Source organism: Kineosporia sp. R_H_3 (assembly GCF_002198675.1).
GTDB lineage: Bacteria > Actinomycetota > Actinomycetes > Actinomycetales > Kineosporiaceae > R-H-3.
Genome location: NZ_MWLL01000130.1, coordinates 1 through 16,483 on the forward strand (window position 1 = coordinate 1; position 16,483 = coordinate 16,483).

A 16,483-nucleotide genomic window follows, 5' to 3' on the forward strand; every position below is an offset into this window, starting at 1 on the left:
GACCGACGACCCCGGGTCCGCCGCCGTCCACGGCCACAACCCCGCCGCTGCCGTCGGTCGTCGCCCGGGCCCGCAGCTCGACACCGTCGGACCCGGCCCGGGAGCAGGCCGCGAGGGCGGACCCCGTGAGGACGACGGCGAGCACGGCCGCAGCGACCCGACGCCGTGGCCGGTGGCCGGACGGGACCCGGGTGGACGAGTCGGTCATACCGCCAACCTGTCACGGACCTCACCAACGGACAATGACGAGGATCACGCCGGCGGGCCTCAGAGGATCGTCAGCTGCTCCGCCGCACCGTCCCGCGGCGCTGCGGCACCGTCCGCGGCGCCGTCCGCGGCCTCGTCCGCGGCGCCCGGCATGCTGCCCGCCGGGTACTCCCCCTCGTCGTCCCCGGGGATGCCGCGCAGGTTGCCCGGCGGGGTGAGCCCGTGCCGGCGCAGGAGCGGCCGGACCCTGGCCCCGAGCCAGAGCCGGTACTCCTTCGAGGCGTAGGCACCGCGGCCGTAGAGCTCGCGGTAGCGCGGCACGAGGGCCGGGCGCTCCCGGGCCAGCCAGGCGAGGAACCACTCCCGGGCACCCGGCCGCAGGTGCAGCGGGACGACCGTCACCCCGGTCGCGCCGGCCTCGGCGAGCCGGGCGAGCGCGGTGTCGAGGTGCTCGACGGAGTCCGTGAGCCAGGGCAGCACCGGCGCGAGGAACACCCCGCACGGCAGTCCGGCGTCGCGGGCCGCCCGCACGACGTCGAGCCGGGCCCGCGGCGACGGCGTCCCCGGCTCGAGGCTCTCGTGGAGCGCCTCGTCGTGGATGGCGAGCGAGACGCCGAGACCGACGGGCACCGAGCGGGCCGCCTCCGCGAGCACCGGCAGGTCCCGCCGCAGCAGGGTGCCCTTCGTGAGGACGGACAGCGGCGTGCCGGACTCGGCGAGCGCGCGCACCACCCCCGGCATGAGCCGGTAGCGCCCCTCGGCCCGCTGGTACGGATCCGTGTTCGTCCCCAGCGCGACGTGCTCGCGGGCCCAGGACGGGCGGCTCAGCTCGCGCCGCAGCACCTCGACGAGGTTGGTCTTCACGACGACCTCGGTGTCGAACCCGCTCCCGGTGTCCAGGTCGAGCCAGGCGTGGGTGCCGCGGGCGAAGCAGTAGACGCAGGCGTGCGTGCAGCCGCGGTACGGGTTGACCGTCCACCGGAACGGCATCTGCGACCCGCCCGGCACGGCGTTGAGCGCACTCCGGGCGGCGACCTCGTGGAAGCGCACCCCGGGGAAGCCGTCCGCCGTGACGGTCCGCAGCAGACCCTTGATGGTCCGCAGGCCGGGCAGGGCGCCGGCGTCCTCGGTACCGACCGCCTGCCCCGCCCATCGCATGCCCCATCCGAACATGTGTTCGAAGTCGGGGTCAAGGCGACCCTCTACCCGGCGACGACCGTGGGCAGCAGGTCCTCGGCCGGCGGCACCCAGGTCGCGGGGTCCGCCGGGACCTGCTCACCGGAGCGGATGTCCTTGACCTGGTGGGTCCCGTCGTCCTGCGGGAACCAGACGAAGGGGATGCCGCGCCGGTCGGCGTAGCGGATCTGCTTGCCGAACTTCGCCGCGCTCGGGGACACCTCGACGGCCGTCCCGCGCGCCCGCAGCTGCGCGGCGACCGCCTGGCACGCCGGCCGCGACTCCTCGTCGGCGAGCGCGACGACGACGACGGTCGGCACCGACCGGGAGACCGTGATCGCGCCGCGGGCGAAGAGCGGGGCGAGGGTGCGTGTGACGCCGAGCGAGATGCCGACCCCGGGGTAGGTCTTCGCGCCGTCCGAGGCGAGCGAGTCGTACCGCCCGCCGGAGCAGATCGAGCCGAGCGACTCGAACCCCGCCATGCGGGTCTCGAAGACCGTACCGGTGTAGTAGTCGAGCCCGCGCGCGATCCGCAGGTCGGCGACCGCGGTGAACCGGTCCGTCGCGAGCGGCGCCACGGCCTCGACGACCCGCACGAGCTCCTCGAGGCCCTCGTCGAGCAGCGGGTGCTTGACGTCGAGCGCCCGGACCTCGTCCGCGAACGACGCGTCGGTGCCGCTGATCGCGGCGAGCCGCAGGCACAGGTCCGCCTGGTCGCCGTCCAGGCCCGCCTCGGCGACGAGCAGGTCCCGGACGGCGTCCGCGGGCAGCTTGTCGATCTTGTCGATGGCGCGCATCACCGCGCCCGCGTCCGCCGCGCCGACACCGAGGTAGAAACCCTCGATGAGCTTGCGGTTGTTGATCTGCATGCGCAGCGGCGGCAGCGGCAGCCGGCCCATCGCCTCGGCCATGACCTGGGCGACCTCGACGTCGGCGTGGAACGGCAGCTCGCCGTCCCCGACGACGTCGATGTCGGCCTGGGTGAACTCGCGGTAGCGGCCCTCCTGCGGCCGCTCCCCCCGCCAGACGGACTGGATCTGGTAACGCTTGAACGGGAAGTGGAGCCTGCCGCTGTTCTCCAGGACGTACCGCGCGAACGGCACGGTGAGGTCGAAGTGCAGGCCGAGCGTGCGGTCCGGGTCCTGCTCCTCGTCGGGGTCGGCGTGCAGCCGCCGCAGGACGTAGACCTCCTTGTCGATCTCGCCCTTGCGCAGCAGCTGGCCCATCGGCTCGACGGCGCGGGTCTGCAGCGAGGCGAAGCCCCAGGACTCGAAGGTCGCGCGGAGGGTGTCGAGGACGCGCTGCTCGGCGATGCGCTCGGCCGGGCTGAACTCCGGGAAGCCGGACAGCGGGGTGGGTCGTGCCATGGGATCTCGCTCCTGGTCGTCTGCGGTCGTCTACGGGCGGGGCGTCAGGTGCGCGGACGGCGACGGACGGCGGGCGCGCGGACGCCGTCCGTCACCGATGCTCGGCGGCGACCTGGAGCAGGTACGGGTTCGTCCGGCGCTCGCGGCCGACCGTCGTCGCCGGGCCGTGCCCCGGGAGCACGTAGACGTCGTCCGGGAGCGTGAGGACCTTGTCCCGCAGGGACGCGAGCATCGCGGCCATGCTCCCGCCGGGCAGGTCGGTGCGACCGATGCTGCCCGCGAACAGGACGTCCCCGGACACCACCGTCGAGGTCGCGCCGACGGCCGGCGCGAGGTCGTCGGGCACACCGGGCAGGGCGAACATCACCGAGCCCTCGGTGTGGCCCGGAGCGTGCGAGACGGTGACGGTCAGCCCGGCGAGCTCGAGGACCTCGCCGTCGGTGACGGTGCGGACGTCGCTCGGCTCGGCCCACGTCGCGCTCGCGCCGAACTGGGCCTCGAGCATCGCGAGCAGCTGCGGGTCGAGCGTCGCGAACGGGTCCGCGAGGCGGTAGCGGTCGTCGGCGTGGACGAGCGCCGGGACGCCGCCGCCCGCGCACACGGGCGTCACCGAGTAGACGTGGTCGGCGTGGCCGTGGGTGAGGAGCACCGCCGCGGGGCGCAGCCGGTGCTCGGCGAGAACGGCGGCCAGGGTGTCGAGGACGCCGATCCCCGGGTCGACGACGAGGCACTCCTCACCGGCCGCGGGCGCGACGACGTAGCAGTTCGTCGCGAAGGCGGCGGCCGGGAAGGAGGTCACGAGCACCCCGGAAGCCTACCGAGCCCGCCCCGAGGGCCTGATCGGGTTCGGCGCGCGACTGTGCAGGTCACGCGGGGGTCACGGTCTCGGGCCCCGGGCCCGCCACGTCTCCTGCAACGGCCGATCCGCGACACGCTGGCACCTACACTGGCCCGGTCACCGAGCGGCCGGTCAGTCCCCGGCCGCCGACGAGGAGGAGCACGAGTGTCGCCGACCAGCCGCGAGAAGGCGTACGCCCGCAAGCGGTACGAGAAGTGGGAGCAGAAGCAGGCCGTGAAGCAGGCAGCCCGCCGGGCCCGCCGGCGCAACACGATCGCCGCCGTGTCCGCCATCGCCGCCGTCGGCCTCGTCGTCGGCGGGGTCATGTACTTCACCCGCGACTCGGGCTCCACCGCCGACCCGGCCGCGTCGGCCACGCCGTCCGCGTCCGCGAGCGCGACGCCGTCCGCGTCGGCGGACGCGAACAACCCGTGCCCGGAGCCCACCGCGAAGGCCGGTGAGGCGCAGTCGTTCGACGCGGCGCCGTCCGAGGCCGACGCCCGGGGCAAGAAGTTCACCGTCACGGTGGAGACGACCTGCGGACCGCTCCTCATGGAGCTCGACGGCAGCAAGGCCCCGAAGGCGGTCGCGTCCTTCGTCTTCCTCGCGAAGAAGGGCTACTTCGACAACACCCCGTGCCACCGGCTCACGACGGAGGGCATCTTCGTCCTCCAGTGCGGCGACCCGACCGGCACCGGCACCGGCGGCCCCGGCTACTCGTACGGCCCGGTCGAGAACGCCCCCAAGGACGATGTCTACCCCGCGGGCACCATCGCGATGGCGCGCCAGGGCGGCAACGGCGACAGCATGGGCAGCCAGTTCTTCCTCGTGTACAAGGACTCGACCATCCCGAGCGACAACGCGGGCGGGTACACGATCATGGGCACGGTGACCGGCGGCCAGGACGTCGTCGAGAAGGTCGCCGCGGGCGGCGTCACGGGCGGCGGCACCGACGGTGCCCCGGCACGGGCGGTGTCCATCACCTCGACGGCGGTCGCGCAGGGATAGGCGGCCCGGCACTGCGGTACCCGCCATCCGGGCGGGCACCGAGCAGGATGCGAACAGGAAGCGTGATCGTGAGCGCAGAGCAGTGGGGTCGGGTCGACGCCGACGGCACGGTGTACGTGCGGACGGCGGACGGCGAGCGGCCCGTCGGGTCCTACCCGGGCGCCTCGCCCGAGGAGGCCCTGGCCTACTTCGCCCGTAAGTTCGACGACCTGGCGGCGCAGATCTCGCTGCTGGAGCAGCGGATCGCCGCGGGGCACGTGAGCGGCCCCGAGGCCGAGTCCGGCGTGTCCCGGCTGCGGGACGCCGTCGCGCAGTCGAACGCCGTGGGTGACCTCGCCGCGCTCGTCGCGCGCCTGGACGCGCTCGCACCGCTGGCCGAGGCGAAGAAGGCCGAGGCCGACAAGGCGAAGGCCGAGGCGAAGGCCAAGGCCGCCGCCGAGCGCGCGACGCTCGTCGAGGAGGCCGAGACGCTCAGCGCGGTCGACGCCGAGCGGATGCCCTGGAAGACGACGGGCGACCGGCTGCGGGTGCTGTTCGACGAGTGGAAGCGGCTCCAGAAGGAGGCCCGCCTCGACAAGCACACCGAGGACGAGCTCTGGAAGCGGTTCTCGCACGCGCGCACGACGTTCGACCGCAAGCGGCGCCAGCACTTCGGGGCGCTCGACGAGCAGCGCGCCCAGGTCAAGGCCGCGAAGGAGGCGCTCGTCGCCGAGGCCGAGGCACTGTCGACGTCGACGGACTGGGGCCCCACGGCGGGTGCCTACCGCACCCTCATGGACCGCTGGAAGGCGGCCGGCCGGGCGTCGAAGAAGGACGACGACGACCTGTGGGTGCGCTTCCGCGCCGCCCAGGACGCGTTCTTCGCGGCCCGGACCGCCGCCTCGTCCGTGGTCGACGCGGAGTTCTCGGCGAACCTCGAGGTCAAGGAGGCGCTGCTCGTCGAGGCCGAGGCGCTGCTCCCGGTGACCGACCTGCAGGCGGCCAAGAACGCGCTGCGCGGGATCCAGGAGCGCTGGGAGGCCGCCGGCAAGGTGCCGCGGGCCGACATCGGCCGGGTCGAGGGCCGGATGCGGGCCGTCGAGCAGGCGGTCCGGGACGCCGAGCAGGACCGCTGGCGGCGGACCAACCCCGAGGCGCGGGCCCGGGCCGAGGACGCCGTCACCCAGCTCGAGACGACGATCGCCGGGCTGCGCACGAAGCTGGAGAAGGCGCAGGCCGCCGGCGACGCCCGCAAGGTCACCGAGCACGAGCAGGCCATCGCGGCGCGCGAGGAGTGGCTCGAGCAGGCCCGCAAGGCGCTCGAGGAGTACAGCGGCTGACCGGTCCGCCCCTCGGGGCGGGCGCCGGACGGGGTCGGGACCGGGCGGGTGTCCGGGCCCGGCCCGTCCACAGCCAGCGCGTGCTCCGGGTTGTCCACAGGGGCAGCGCCGGGGGCGGCGCAGCGGGGCCGTCGCGCGGCAGGGTGGGCGGCATGCACACCAGGTTCATGCGGCCCTCGACCGCCGACGACGCCCGCGACCTCGCCCGCCTCACGTCCGACGGGCTGCTGCGCCGCGTCGTCGGTGACGTGCACGTCTCGCTGCTCGAGCCCGACGACCGGGAGGTCCGGGCCGCCGCGGCGGCGGTGCTGCTGCCGCCACGGCTGCTCGCCGCCGGGGCCGCGGTCTACGGGCCGGACGCCGTCTGGCTGCACGCGGGCGGCGACCCGCCGGAGCGTCTGCACGTCGCGCTCCCGGTGCGCCGCGGCCGGGCGGGCACCGACCTCGTCGTCGTCCACGAGGCCCGGCTGCCCGCCGGGGACGTCGAGACCGTCGCAGGCGTCACGGTGACCGTGCCGGCCCGGGCCGCCGCGGACGTCGCACGCGGCCTGCCGCCGGCGCAGGCGCTGCCGCTGCTCGGCCGGCTCGCCGCCGCGGTCGACCTCGACCCGCGGGACGTCCTCGTGCACCTCGAGCGGCTCAGCGGCTGCCGGGGCGTCGAAGCGGCCCGGTCGACCGTCCTCGGCTGGGCGACGGGCCTCGAGTCGGCCCGCCGGGCTCCCGGCGACCGGCGGGCCGGGGCGCTCGTCGCCGCCCCGCCGTAGGGTGGCGGCCATGCGGGCCCGGCAGGAGCAGGTCCCCGGTGCGTCGCGTCCGCCGCGCCGGCCGGTGGCGCTCGGGCTGCTGCCCCACCTACGACGCGCCAGGGACCACATGGACCGCAACTACGCGAGCGGGCTCGACCTCACGGCGATCGCGGCGGTGGCCGGCGTCTCGCGCTTCCACCTCGTGCGGGCGTTCGAGGCGACGTACGGCGAGACGCCGATGCGCTACCTGTCGCGGCGCCGGATCGAACGCGCCCAGGACCTGCTCCGGCACGCGAACCTCACCGTGACCGAGATCTGCACGGCGGTCGGGTTCACGAGCCTCGGGTCGTTCTCGTCCCGGTTCACCGCGCTCGTCGGGATGCCCCCGACGGCCTACCGCGACCGGTGGGCCGCCCAGCACGGCGCGGCGCACGTCCCGGGGTGCTGGCTGTTCATGCGCGGCGTGCTCGACCTCCAGGGGACCGCGTCGAGCAATCACGGAGAAGCCGGCACGGGCGACGGCGCCGTAGCGTCGTCCGCATGATTACCAACATCTCCCTCGTGACCGTCTACTGCCTCGACCAGGACGAGACCCGCGACTTCTACGTCGACGTCCTGGGGTTCCTCCCGAACACCGACGTGACCATGGGCGAAGGGTTCCGGTGGGTGACCGTCAGCCACCCGAGCCAGCCGGAGATGCAGGTCACGCTCATGACGCCCGGGCCGCCGCTGAGCGAGGAGGCTGCCGCGTTCTACCGGCGCCAGCTCGAGGCGGGCGAGATGGGCGGGCTCGGCCTCAAGGTCGACGACTGCCGCAAGACCTACGAGGACCTCGTCGCCAAGGGCGTCACGTTCCTCCAGGAGCCGGCCGACCGGCCCTACGGCGTCGAGGCCGTCATGCGCGACAACACCGGCAACTGGCTCGTGCTCGTCGAGCCGAAGGAGTTCTCCCCCGCCGACTTCGCCTGACCGGGCCCGGGCACCGGGCGCAGTCAGCGCCCGGTCACTCCGGTCGCATCGACGAGCCGGTGACGCGCGTGACGTCGAAGACGCCCTCGACGCGGCGCACGGCCGACAGCACGTGGTCGAGGTGGGCCGGGTCGGCCATCTCGAAGGTGAACCGGGAGATGGCCACCCGGTCCCGGCTCGTCTGGACGTTCGCGGCGAGGATGTTCACGTGGCTGTCGGACAGCACCCGGGTGACGTCCGAGAGGAGCCGGTTGCGGTCGAGCGCCTCGACCTGGATCTGCACGAGGAAGACGCTCCCCGAGCTGGGCGCCCACTCGACGTCGACGATCCGGTCCGGCTCCGCACGCAGGCCGGAGACGTTCTGGCAGTCGCCGTGGTGGACCGAGACACCGCTGCCCCGGGTGACGAAGCCGATGATCGGGTCGCCGGGCACCGGGGTGCAGCACCGGGCGAGCTTGACCCAGACGTCGTCGACCCCGCGGACGACGACACCGGGGTCGCCGATCCTCGGCCGCCGTGCGACCCGGGTCGGGGACGTCGACTCGGCGATGTCCTCCTCGGCGGCCTCCTCGCCGCCTAGCGACTGCACGAGGCGCTGGACGACGGTCGCCGCGGAGACGTGGCCCTCGCCGACGGCTGCGTAGAGCGCGGAGACGTCGGGGTAGCGCATCTCCGTCGCGAGCGTCACGAGCGACTCGTGGGACATGAGGCGCTGGATCGGCAGGTGCTGCTTGCGCATCGCCTTGGCGATCGCGTCCTTGCCCTGCTCGACGGCCTCCTCGCGGCGCTCCTTGGAGAACCACTGCCGGATCTTGTTGCGCGCGCGGGGGCTGCGGACGAACGTCAGCCAGTCCCGGCTCGGGCCGGCGGCCTCCGCCTTGGACGTGAAGATCTCGACGACGTCGCCGTTGTCGAGCGTGCTCTCCAGCGGGACGAGCCGGCCGTTGACCCGGGCGCCCATGCACCGGTGGCCGACCTCGGTGTGCACGGCGTACGCGAAGTCGACGGGGGTCGACCCGGACGGCAGCGGCACGACGTCGCCCTTGGGCGTGAAGACGTAGACCTCCTGCGCGTTGATCTCGAACCGCAGGGAGTCGAGGAACTCCCCAGGGTCGCTCGTCTCGCGCTGCCAGTCGAGGAGCTGGCGGATCCACTTCATGTCGTTGGCGCCGGCGTCGTCGACCTTCGCCTGGGCGCCGCCGCGGGCCTCGTCCTTGTACTTCCAGTGCGCCGCGACGCCGTACTCGGCGCGACGGTGCATCTGGTGGGTGCGGATCTGGATCTCGACGGGCTTGCCCTCGGGCCCGATGACCGTCGTGTGCAGCGACTGGTACATGTTGAACTTGGGCATCGCGATGTAGTCCTTGAAGCGGCCCGGCACGGGGTTCCACCGTGCGTGCAGCGCTCCGAGGACGGCGTAGCAGTCCCGGACTGTGTCGACGAGGACGCGCACCCCGACGAGGTCGTAGATCTCCGCGAAGTCACGGCCGCGGACGATCATCTTCTGGTAGACGGAGTAGTAGTGCTTCGGCCGGCCGGTCACGGCCGCCTTGATCTTGGCGCCCTTGAGGTCGGCGTTCACCTGCTCCCGGACCGTGGCGAGGTAGTCCTCCCGGGCCGGGGCGCGCTCGGCGACGAGCCGGACGATCTCGTCGTAGACCTTCGGGTAGAGCGTCGCGAACGACAGGTCCTCGAGCTCCCACTTGATCGTGTTCATGCCGAGCCGGTGGGCCAGCGGGGCGTAGATCTCGAGGGTCTCGCGGGCCTTGCGCTCGGCGGACGCCTGCGGCACGTAGCGCCAGGTGCGGGCGTTGTGCAGCCGGTCGGCGAGCTTGATGACGAGCACCCGGATGTCGCGCGACATCGCGACGACCATCTTGCGGACGGTCTCGGCCTGCGCGGCGTCGCCGTACTTGACCTTGTCGAGCTTCGTCACGCCGTCGACGAGGGCGGCGATCTCGTCACCGAACTCCTTGCGCAGCTCCGACAGCTGGTAGTCGGTGTCCTCGACGGTGTCGTGGAGCAGGGCCGCGGCGAGGGTCGGCGGCGTCATACCGAGCTCGGCGAGGATCGCCGACACGGCGACCGGGTGCGTGATGTACGGGTCGCCGCTCTTGCGCTTCTGGCCGGCGTGCGCCCGGGCCGCGACCTCGAAGGCGCGCTCGATGACGGACAGGTCCGCCTTCGGGTGCGTCGTGCGGACGGCGCGGAGCAGCGGCTCGAGCAGCGGCGAGGTCGTCGGCCCGCGGCCGGACCCGAACCGGGCGATCCGGGACAGCACCCGGCTCGTCGCGGGCAGGCCCTCGGTGCCGGTCTGCCGGTGCCGGGCCGGGGTCGTCGGTGTCGCCGGGACGACCGCGCCGCCGTTCTGCGCGGCCTTCTGCCCGGTCTGCCCGGAGGCGTGCAGGTCCACGACCGCGGCGTCCTGCGAGGACGCGGCCGTCTGCGGGCGGCCGGCCGTGTGAACGGCCTCCGCCGGGACCCTCTCCTCCGCCACGCCGCCTCCGCGAGGTCGCCCGCTGCTGCACCGGGAGACACCCCGGTCCGTCGAGTCTACGGGTGGACGTGCCGCACCACCCCACCGCCACGGGTATCGGCAGCGCCGAGCGGCACCTCAACCCCGGCGGGCGGGCGTGGCGCCGCGGCGGACCGGCGGGTTCAGACCCTGATGAGGGCCCGGACGTCGCGCCCCGGCAGCTTGGCCCGGCCGTCGAGGAAGGTCAGCTCCATGAGGACGGCGACCCCGACGACGGTGCCGCCGATCCGCTCGACGAGCTCGCACGCCGCCGCGGCGGTCCCGCCGGTGGCGAGCACGTCGTCGACGACGAGCACCCGCTGGCCCGGCAGGACGCCGTCCACGTGGAGCTCGACCTCGGCCGTGCCGTACTCGAGCTCGTAGGACGCCGACACCGTCTCCCACGGCAGCTTGCCGACCTTGCGCACGGGGACGAACCCGGCCCCGAGCGCGATCGCGACCGGCGCCGCGAGGATGAACCCGCGGGCCTCGATGCCGACGACGACGTCGACCTCGCCGTCCGCCGCGCCGACCCGGTGCGGGCCGGCGAACGCCTCGACGACCTCACCGAACGCCGGACCGTCCCCGAGCAGCGGGGTGATGTCCTTGAACTGGATGCCGGGCGTCGGGTAGTCGGGGACGTTCCGGATGAGGTCGACGACCCTGCTGCCCAGTGCCACGGACCCGCCTCAGCGCTTGCGGTTGCCGGGGCGGCCGCCGCGCGAGGTGCCCTTGCGCGGCTGCTGGCGCTGCGCCGGCGCCGCGGGGCGACCGGTCGGCGCCGCCGCGGTGGCGACGGTGGCCTCCTGCACGTCCTCGCCGGCCCCGACGGTGACGAGCGCCCCCTCCGGCCGGTCGCCCTGCTCGGCACGGCGCCGGGCCACCCGGGCGGCCTGCTGCTGGATCTCCGGCTCGCGGCTGCGCAGCGTCACGAGGAGCGGCGTCGCGATGAAGATCGAGGAGTAGGTGCCCGCCGCGATGCCGACGAAGAGCGCGAGCGAGATGTCCTTGAGCGTCCCCGCACCGAGCACGAACGCGCCGATGAAGAGGATGGACGCGACGGGCAGCAGCGCGACGACCGAGGTGTTGATGGAGCGCACCAGCGTCTGGTTGACCGCGAGGTTCGCCGCCTCGGCGTAGGTGCGCTTCGTCGACGCGAGCACGTGCTCGGTGTTCTCGCGCACCTTGTCGAAGACGACGACGGTGTCGTAGAGCGAGTACCCGAGGATCGTCAGGAAGCCGATGACCGTCGCCGGGGTCACCTCGAAGCCGACGAGCGCGTAGACCCCGACGGTGAGGAGCAGGTCGTGGAGCAGCGCGACGATGCCGGCCGCGGCCATCTTCCACGTGCGGAAGTACAGCGCGATGACGAGCGAGACGAGCACGAGGAAGACCGCGAGACCGGTGAGGGCCTTGTTCGTGACGTCCTCGCCCCACGACGGGCCGACGAACGACGAGCTGACCTGGGTCTCCGGCACCGAGTAGGCCTTGGCGAGGGCCGCCTGGACCTCCTCGGTCTCCGCGTCGCTCAGCTGGTCGGTCTGGATCCGCACCGAGTTGTCGCCGACGCTCGAGATCCGCGGTTCGTTGTTCGGGACGATCGCCCGGACGGCGTCCCGGGCGAGGCCCTGGTCGGTCGTGGCGACCTTGGAGACGGTGAACTCCGACCCGCCGCGGAACTCGATACCGGGGTTGAGCCGGTTGATCCCGAGCGCCCCGAGCGAGACGAGCACGGCGACGGCGGCGATGACGTACCAGGTGCGACGACGCTCGATGAAGTCGATCGAGCGCTTGCCCGTGTACAGGTCGTTGCCGAACTGGGCGAAGCTGGGCATCAGGCGTCCTTCCCGGACGTCGCGGCGCCGGTCCCGGCGTCCGACCCGTCGGGTTCGTCGTCGCCGGGCCGGGCGGCCCGCTCGGCGGCGGCACGCCGCTCGGCGATGGTCATCCGGCCGCCGGAGGCGGCCGGGACGGCGGCGGGGGCGCCGGCTGTCGCGAAGACGTCCTCGGGCTCGCCCGAGCCCGTGGCGGCCGGGGCCGCCGGCGTCCGGACCCGGCCGCGGCCGGTGTAGGTGACGGCCCGGCCCAGGTGCACCGGGTCGAAGCCGGAGAGCTTGTGGCCGCCGCCGAAGAACTTCGTCCGGGCGAGCAGCGCCACCGTCGGGTGCGTGAAGAAGAAGACGACGGCGAGGTCGACGAGCGTCGTCAGACCCAGTGTGAAGGCGAAGCCGCGGACGGCGCCGACGGCGAGGACGTACAGGACGACGGCCGCGAGGAAGCTCACGGCGTCCGACGCGATGATCGTGCGCCGGGCCCGGGCCCAGGCCATCTCGACGGCGGCCCGCAGCGGCCGGCCGTCCCGGACCTCGTCCCGGATCCGTTCGAAGTAGACGATGAACGAGTCCGCCGTGATGCCGATCGCGACGATGAGACCGGCGACGCCGGGCAGGCTGAGCCGGTACCCCTGCCGCCACCCGAGGAGGACGACGAGACCGTACGTCACCCCCGCCGCGATGACGAGGCTCGCGACCGTGACGAGCCCGAGGGCGCGGTACTGGAAGAGCGAGTACACGACGACGAGCACGAGCCCGATGAGGCCGGCGAGGAGGCCGCCGCGCAGCGAGTCGGAGCCGAGCGTCGCCGAGATGGCGTCCTTCGTCGTCACCTCGAACGACAGCGGCAGCGCGCCGTACTTGAGCTGGTCGGCGAGGGTCTGCGCCGTCTCGAGCGTGAAGTTGCCGGTGATCCGCGCGTTGCCGGTGGTGATCGGCTCGTTCGTGCTCGGCGCCGAGACGACGAGGCCGTCCAGGACGATGCCGAACCGGTTGCGGTCGCCCTGCAGGGCCGCGAGCCGGGTCGTCACGGCGGAGAACTTCTTGCCGCCCTCGCTCGTGAAGTTGAGGTCGACCTCGTACGCGGTGCCGGTCTGCCCCTGGCTGTTCACCTCGAGGCCGAAGGTCGCCGTCTTGACGTCGGTGCCGATGACCTCGGCCGGGCCGAGGATGTACTTCGCCGTGCCGTCCCGCTCGCATGCGACGAGCGGCTTCGCCGCGTCGTCCGCGCCGCCGTTGCCCTGGAGGTTCGCCGGGTCGGAGCAGTCGAGCGCCTCGAACTGGGCCGCGAGCTTCTCGTCGATCCAGTTCGTGTCGCTCGCGTCGGTCGGCGTGGCGGACGGCGTGGCCGTCGCCCCGCCGGACGGGGTCGCGGTCGTCTCGTCCCCGGCGGTCGTGCTCGGCGTCGGGCTCGTCGTCGCGCCCAGGAAGGCCTTCGGGACGGCGCGGCCGCTGCCGGACGTCGTCGCGGACGCGCTCGGCGTCGCGCTCTCGCCGGCCGACGCGGAGGCCGACGGCGTGGCGGTCCCGGTCGCGGTGGGCGTCGCGCCACCGGTCGCGGTGCCGTCGGTGGCCGTCGGCGTCGGCTGCGGGGAGCCCGCCGCGGCGGCGAGGACGGCCCGGAAGCGCAGCTGGGCGGCCTGGGTGACGAGGGCCTCGGTCTTCTTGTCCGGCTTGCCGGGCAGGGACACGATGATCTGGGTGTCGGCCCCGGACCCGCTCGTCGTCACCTCGGCCTCGGACACACCGCTGCCGTTGACCCGCTGGCGGATGATGTCGACCGCCTGGTCGACGACCGTCTGGCTGATCGTGCCGCTGACGCCGTCGGCGAGCCGCGGCTTGAGGACGATCTGGGTGCCGCCCTCGAGGTCGAGGGCCAGCTTCGGCGTCCACGTCGCGGACGACCAGATGACGCCCGCGGCGATGATGCCGTAGAGGACGACCAGGAGGCCCACGAGGACGCCGAGCGTCCGCCCTGGGCGGGTGATGGTGGATCGTGCCACGGGTTCGGTCTCTTCCGTTCGTCAGACGCCGGCCGCGTGCGGCGGTCGGCGTGGGCCGGTCACTCCCGGCCGGGAGGGGGCTCTTCGTCGCCGGACCGCGCCGCGTCCCCACCCTCGGAGGGGTTCTCGGCAGCATCGGTGCCCGGCTGGACCGTCGTGCCGGCGCCGGGCGAGATGATCCGGGCGACGGCCCGCTTGTCCCAGCGGGACTGCTGGCCCGCTGAGGTCTCGAGCACCATGACGTCGCCCTCGACGGCGACGACCGTGGCGTACAGGCCGGACGTCGTCATGATCTCGGCGCCGGGGCCGAGGCGGCTCTGCGTCGTCACCGCCTCGCGCTGGGCGCGGCGGGTCCGCATGAACATGAGCACGAGAAGTCCGAAGGCCGCGAGGAGCAGCACGGTTCCGAGCGGAGAGCTGCTGCTGCCCACGGTGTTCAGGACCTCCTCGTCGGACGGGAGGGTCCGACGGCGGGCTCTCCCTGGAACGGCATGCGCGCCCCTGGTCGGGCACGGCCGTGCGTGAGTCTAGGCGAGCCGTGACACGCAGAACAAAGAAACCCCCCGGACGCGAGTCGATCATCGCGGCGGGGTGCTCCCGCGGCCCGTCGCAGCTCCGGCCGGCCGCTGCGTCAGACGTCGTCCGCGCCGTCGAAGAGGTCCGGCTGGGTGCCCCGCGGCACCGCGAGCCCGAGGTGCCGCCAGGTCGCCGGCGTCGCGACCCGGCCGCGCGGCGTCCGGCCGATGAGGCCCTCCCGCACGAGGAACGGCTCCGCGACCGTCTCGACGGTCTCCGGCTCCTCCCCCACGGCGACGGCGAGCGTCGACAGCCCGACCGGGCCGCCGCCGAACCGCAGGCAGAGCGCCTCGAGGACGGACCGGTCGAGCCGGTCGAGCCCCTTGGCGTCCACCGCGTACACCTCGAGCGCGGCCCGCGCCGCTGCGGCGTCGGCGGTGCCGTCCCCGCGGACCTGCGCCCAGTCCCGCACGCGGCGGAGCAGCCGGTTCGCGATCCGGGGCGTGCCGCGGGACCGGCTCGCGATCTCCCAGCCGCCGTCCTCGGTGAGCGGGACGCCGAGCAGTCGTGCCGAGCGGCGCAGCACCTGCTCGAGCTCGGCGGTCTCGTAGAAGTCGAGGTGGCCGGTGAAGCCGAACCGGTCGCGCAGCGGCCCGGGGAGCATCCCGGCGCGGGTCGTCGCACCGACGATCGTGAACGGCGGCAGGTCGAGCGGGATGGCCGTGGCACCGGCGCCCTTGCCGACGACGATGTCGACCCGGAAGTCCTCCATCGCGACGTAGAGCATCTCCTCGGCGGGCCGGGCCATCCGGTGGATCTCGTCGAGGAAGAGCACCTCGCCCTCCTCGAGCGAGGACAGGACGGCGGCCAGGTCGCCCGCGTGCTGGATCGCCGGGCCGCTCGTCACCCGCAGCGGGACGCCGAGCTCGTGGGCGACGATCATCGCGAGGGTCGTCTTGCCGAGCCCCGGCGGGCCCGACAGCAGGATGTGGTCCGGGGTGTGCCCGCGGCCCTTCGCCGCGTCGAGCACGAGGGACAGCTGCTCGCGGACGACGCGCTGGCCGACGAACTCGTCGAGCCCCTTGGGGCGCAGCGCCCCCTCGATCGCGCGCTCGTCGGGGTCCGCGCCCGGGTCGACGACGTCGTGGCCGCCGACCCGGGTGCCGAGGTCGGTCTGCCCGAGGTCGGTCCCGTCGAGGCCGGCGTCCATGTCGTGCTCCCTCACCCGGTCCGCCCGAGCCGGCGCAGCGCCGCCCGGAGCACCCCCGCGACGTCGCCGTCGGCGGCGGCCGCGGACGCGGCGTCCGCGCAGACCTCGTCGACGACGTCCCCGGCCTGCTTCGCGGACCAGCCGAGCCCGACGAGCGCCTCGACGACCTGCTCGCGCCACACCGGTGCGGCGTCCGCCGCGGCGGGCAGCGGCAGGGTGCCGTCCCCGGACGGCGCCCCGAGCCGGTCGGTGAGCTCGAGGACGATCCGCTGGGCCCCCTTGCGCCCGATCCCGGGCACCTTCATGAGCGAGGTGAGGTCCTGCCCGGTGACCGCGGCCCGCAGGCCGTCGGGGGTGTGCACCGCGAGCATCGCCAGCGCGAGCCGCGGACCGATCCCGGACACCGTCTGGACGGTCTCGAAGACGTCCCGCTCGTCGGCGTCGGCGAAGCCGAAGAGGGTCAGCGAGTCCTCCCGGACGACGAGGCTCGTCGAGAGCCGGGCCTCCTGGCCGACCCGCAGGCCGGCGAGCGTCGCCGGCGTCGCCTGCACGAGCATGCCGACGCCGCCGACCTCGACGACCGCGGCGTCCAGCCGCAGCGCGAGCACCGGGCCACGGACCGAGGCGATCACGGGCTACCTCCCCGACGGGCCCGCGCAGGAGCCCGCAGATACGAACAGGTGTACGAACGTCACCGTAGCCGGTCGATCCGGGACGACCGCTGCGACGCGCCGGGCTGGCGGGGCGCCGCGGCCGCGCTCGCCGCGGCGATCCGGG

The 16,483-nt window shown here is 74.1% G+C and carries 15 protein-coding genes and 1 pseudogene; 5 read left to right on the forward strand and 11 right to left on the reverse strand.

Annotated elements, in window-relative coordinates; genetic code table 11:
- The 4 genes and pseudogenes from ECOMGDLI_RS13085 to ECOMGDLI_RS13100 form a co-directional block, all read right to left on the reverse strand.
- Window positions 1-208 (reverse strand): annotated as a pseudogene (locus tag ECOMGDLI_RS13085) (hypothetical protein); the annotation flags it as partial.
- 59 nt (window positions 209-267) lie between these two features.
- Complete coding sequence (locus ECOMGDLI_RS13090) at window positions 268-1,365, reverse strand: Rv2578c family radical SAM protein (RefSeq protein ID WP_088317283.1); 1,098 nt, start codon at window positions 1,363-1,365, stop codon at window positions 268-270.
- 44 nt (window positions 1,366-1,409) lie between these two features.
- Window positions 1,410-2,750, reverse strand: coding sequence for a histidine--tRNA ligase (gene hisS / locus ECOMGDLI_RS13095; protein ID WP_088317271.1), 1,341 nt, complete (start codon window positions 2,748-2,750; stop codon window positions 1,410-1,412).
- A 91-nt stretch (window positions 2,751-2,841) separates the two neighbouring features.
- The gene (locus tag ECOMGDLI_RS13100) at window positions 2,842-3,555 is read right to left on the reverse strand and encodes an MBL fold metallo-hydrolase (protein WP_088317272.1); all 714 of its coding nucleotides are present in this window, start codon (window positions 3,553-3,555) and stop codon (window positions 2,842-2,844) included.
- A gap of 198 nt (window positions 3,556-3,753) precedes the next feature.
- Between ECOMGDLI_RS13100 and ECOMGDLI_RS13105 the strand changes: the two genes are divergently transcribed.
- The 5 genes from ECOMGDLI_RS13105 (at window position 3,754) to ECOMGDLI_RS13125 (ending at window position 7,630) form a co-directional block, all read left to right on the forward strand.
- Window positions 3,754-4,596, forward strand: coding sequence for a peptidylprolyl isomerase (locus ECOMGDLI_RS13105; protein WP_088317273.1), 843 nt, complete (start codon window positions 3,754-3,756; stop codon window positions 4,594-4,596).
- A 68-nt stretch (window positions 4,597-4,664) separates the two neighbouring features.
- Window positions 4,665-5,915 carry a DUF349 domain-containing protein gene (locus ECOMGDLI_RS13110; RefSeq protein ID WP_198954823.1) on the forward strand — a complete coding sequence of 417 codons (1,251 nt, stop codon included), beginning with the start codon at window positions 4,665-4,667 and terminating at the stop codon, window positions 5,913-5,915.
- Between the two features lie 152 nt (window positions 5,916-6,067).
- Entirely contained in the window at window positions 6,068-6,679 is a 612-nt protein-coding gene (locus ECOMGDLI_RS13115) for a hypothetical protein (protein WP_143447686.1), read from the forward strand.
- Window positions 6,680-6,689: 10 nt separating this feature from the next.
- Window positions 6,690-7,205: a helix-turn-helix transcriptional regulator gene (locus tag ECOMGDLI_RS13120; protein WP_088317284.1), complete on the forward strand. Its 516-nt coding sequence runs from the start codon at window positions 6,690-6,692 to the stop codon at window positions 7,203-7,205.
- Window positions 7,202-7,630, forward strand: coding sequence for a VOC family protein (locus tag ECOMGDLI_RS13125; RefSeq protein ID WP_088317276.1), 429 nt, complete (start codon window positions 7,202-7,204; stop codon window positions 7,628-7,630). Before ECOMGDLI_RS13120 ends, ECOMGDLI_RS13125 begins: the two co-directional genes overlap by 4 nt.
- Window positions 7,631-7,664: 34 nt before the next feature.
- On the opposite strand, the gene ECOMGDLI_RS13130 is transcribed toward ECOMGDLI_RS13125, so the two are convergent.
- The 7 genes from ECOMGDLI_RS13130 to ruvA form a co-directional block, all read right to left on the reverse strand.
- Window positions 7,665-9,929 (reverse strand): bifunctional (p)ppGpp synthetase/guanosine-3',5'-bis(diphosphate) 3'-pyrophosphohydrolase, encoded by a 2,265-nt coding sequence (locus ECOMGDLI_RS13130; RefSeq protein ID WP_369812744.1) that lies wholly within the window; start codon window positions 9,927-9,929, stop codon window positions 7,665-7,667.
- Between the two features lie 359 nt (window positions 9,930-10,288).
- Window positions 10,289-10,825 carry an adenine phosphoribosyltransferase gene (locus ECOMGDLI_RS13135; protein ID WP_088317277.1) on the reverse strand — a complete coding sequence of 179 codons (537 nt, stop codon included), beginning with the start codon at window positions 10,823-10,825 and terminating at the stop codon, window positions 10,289-10,291.
- Between the two features lie 9 nt (window positions 10,826-10,834).
- Window positions 10,835-11,983 carry a protein translocase subunit SecF gene (gene secF, locus ECOMGDLI_RS13140; RefSeq protein WP_369812745.1) on the reverse strand — a complete coding sequence of 383 codons (1,149 nt, stop codon included), beginning with the start codon at window positions 11,981-11,983 and terminating at the stop codon, window positions 10,835-10,837.
- Entirely contained in the window at window positions 11,980-13,980 is a 2,001-nt protein-coding gene (gene secD / locus ECOMGDLI_RS13145) for a protein translocase subunit SecD (protein WP_088317279.1), read from the reverse strand. The genes secF and secD overlap by 4 nt, the downstream gene beginning before the upstream one ends.
- 59 nt (window positions 13,981-14,039) lie before the next feature.
- Window positions 14,040-14,411 (reverse strand): preprotein translocase subunit YajC, encoded by a 372-nt coding sequence (gene yajC / locus ECOMGDLI_RS13150; protein WP_088317280.1) that lies wholly within the window; start codon window positions 14,409-14,411, stop codon window positions 14,040-14,042.
- Between the two features lie 200 nt (window positions 14,412-14,611).
- Entirely contained in the window at window positions 14,612-15,706 is a 1,095-nt protein-coding gene (gene ruvB, locus ECOMGDLI_RS13155) for a Holliday junction branch migration DNA helicase RuvB (protein ID WP_088317281.1), read from the reverse strand.
- 11 nt (window positions 15,707-15,717) lie between these two features.
- Window positions 15,718-16,338, reverse strand: coding sequence for a Holliday junction branch migration protein RuvA (gene ruvA / locus ECOMGDLI_RS13160; RefSeq protein WP_088317282.1), 621 nt, complete (start codon window positions 16,336-16,338; stop codon window positions 15,718-15,720).
- Window positions 16,339-16,483 lie beyond the last annotated feature (145 nt).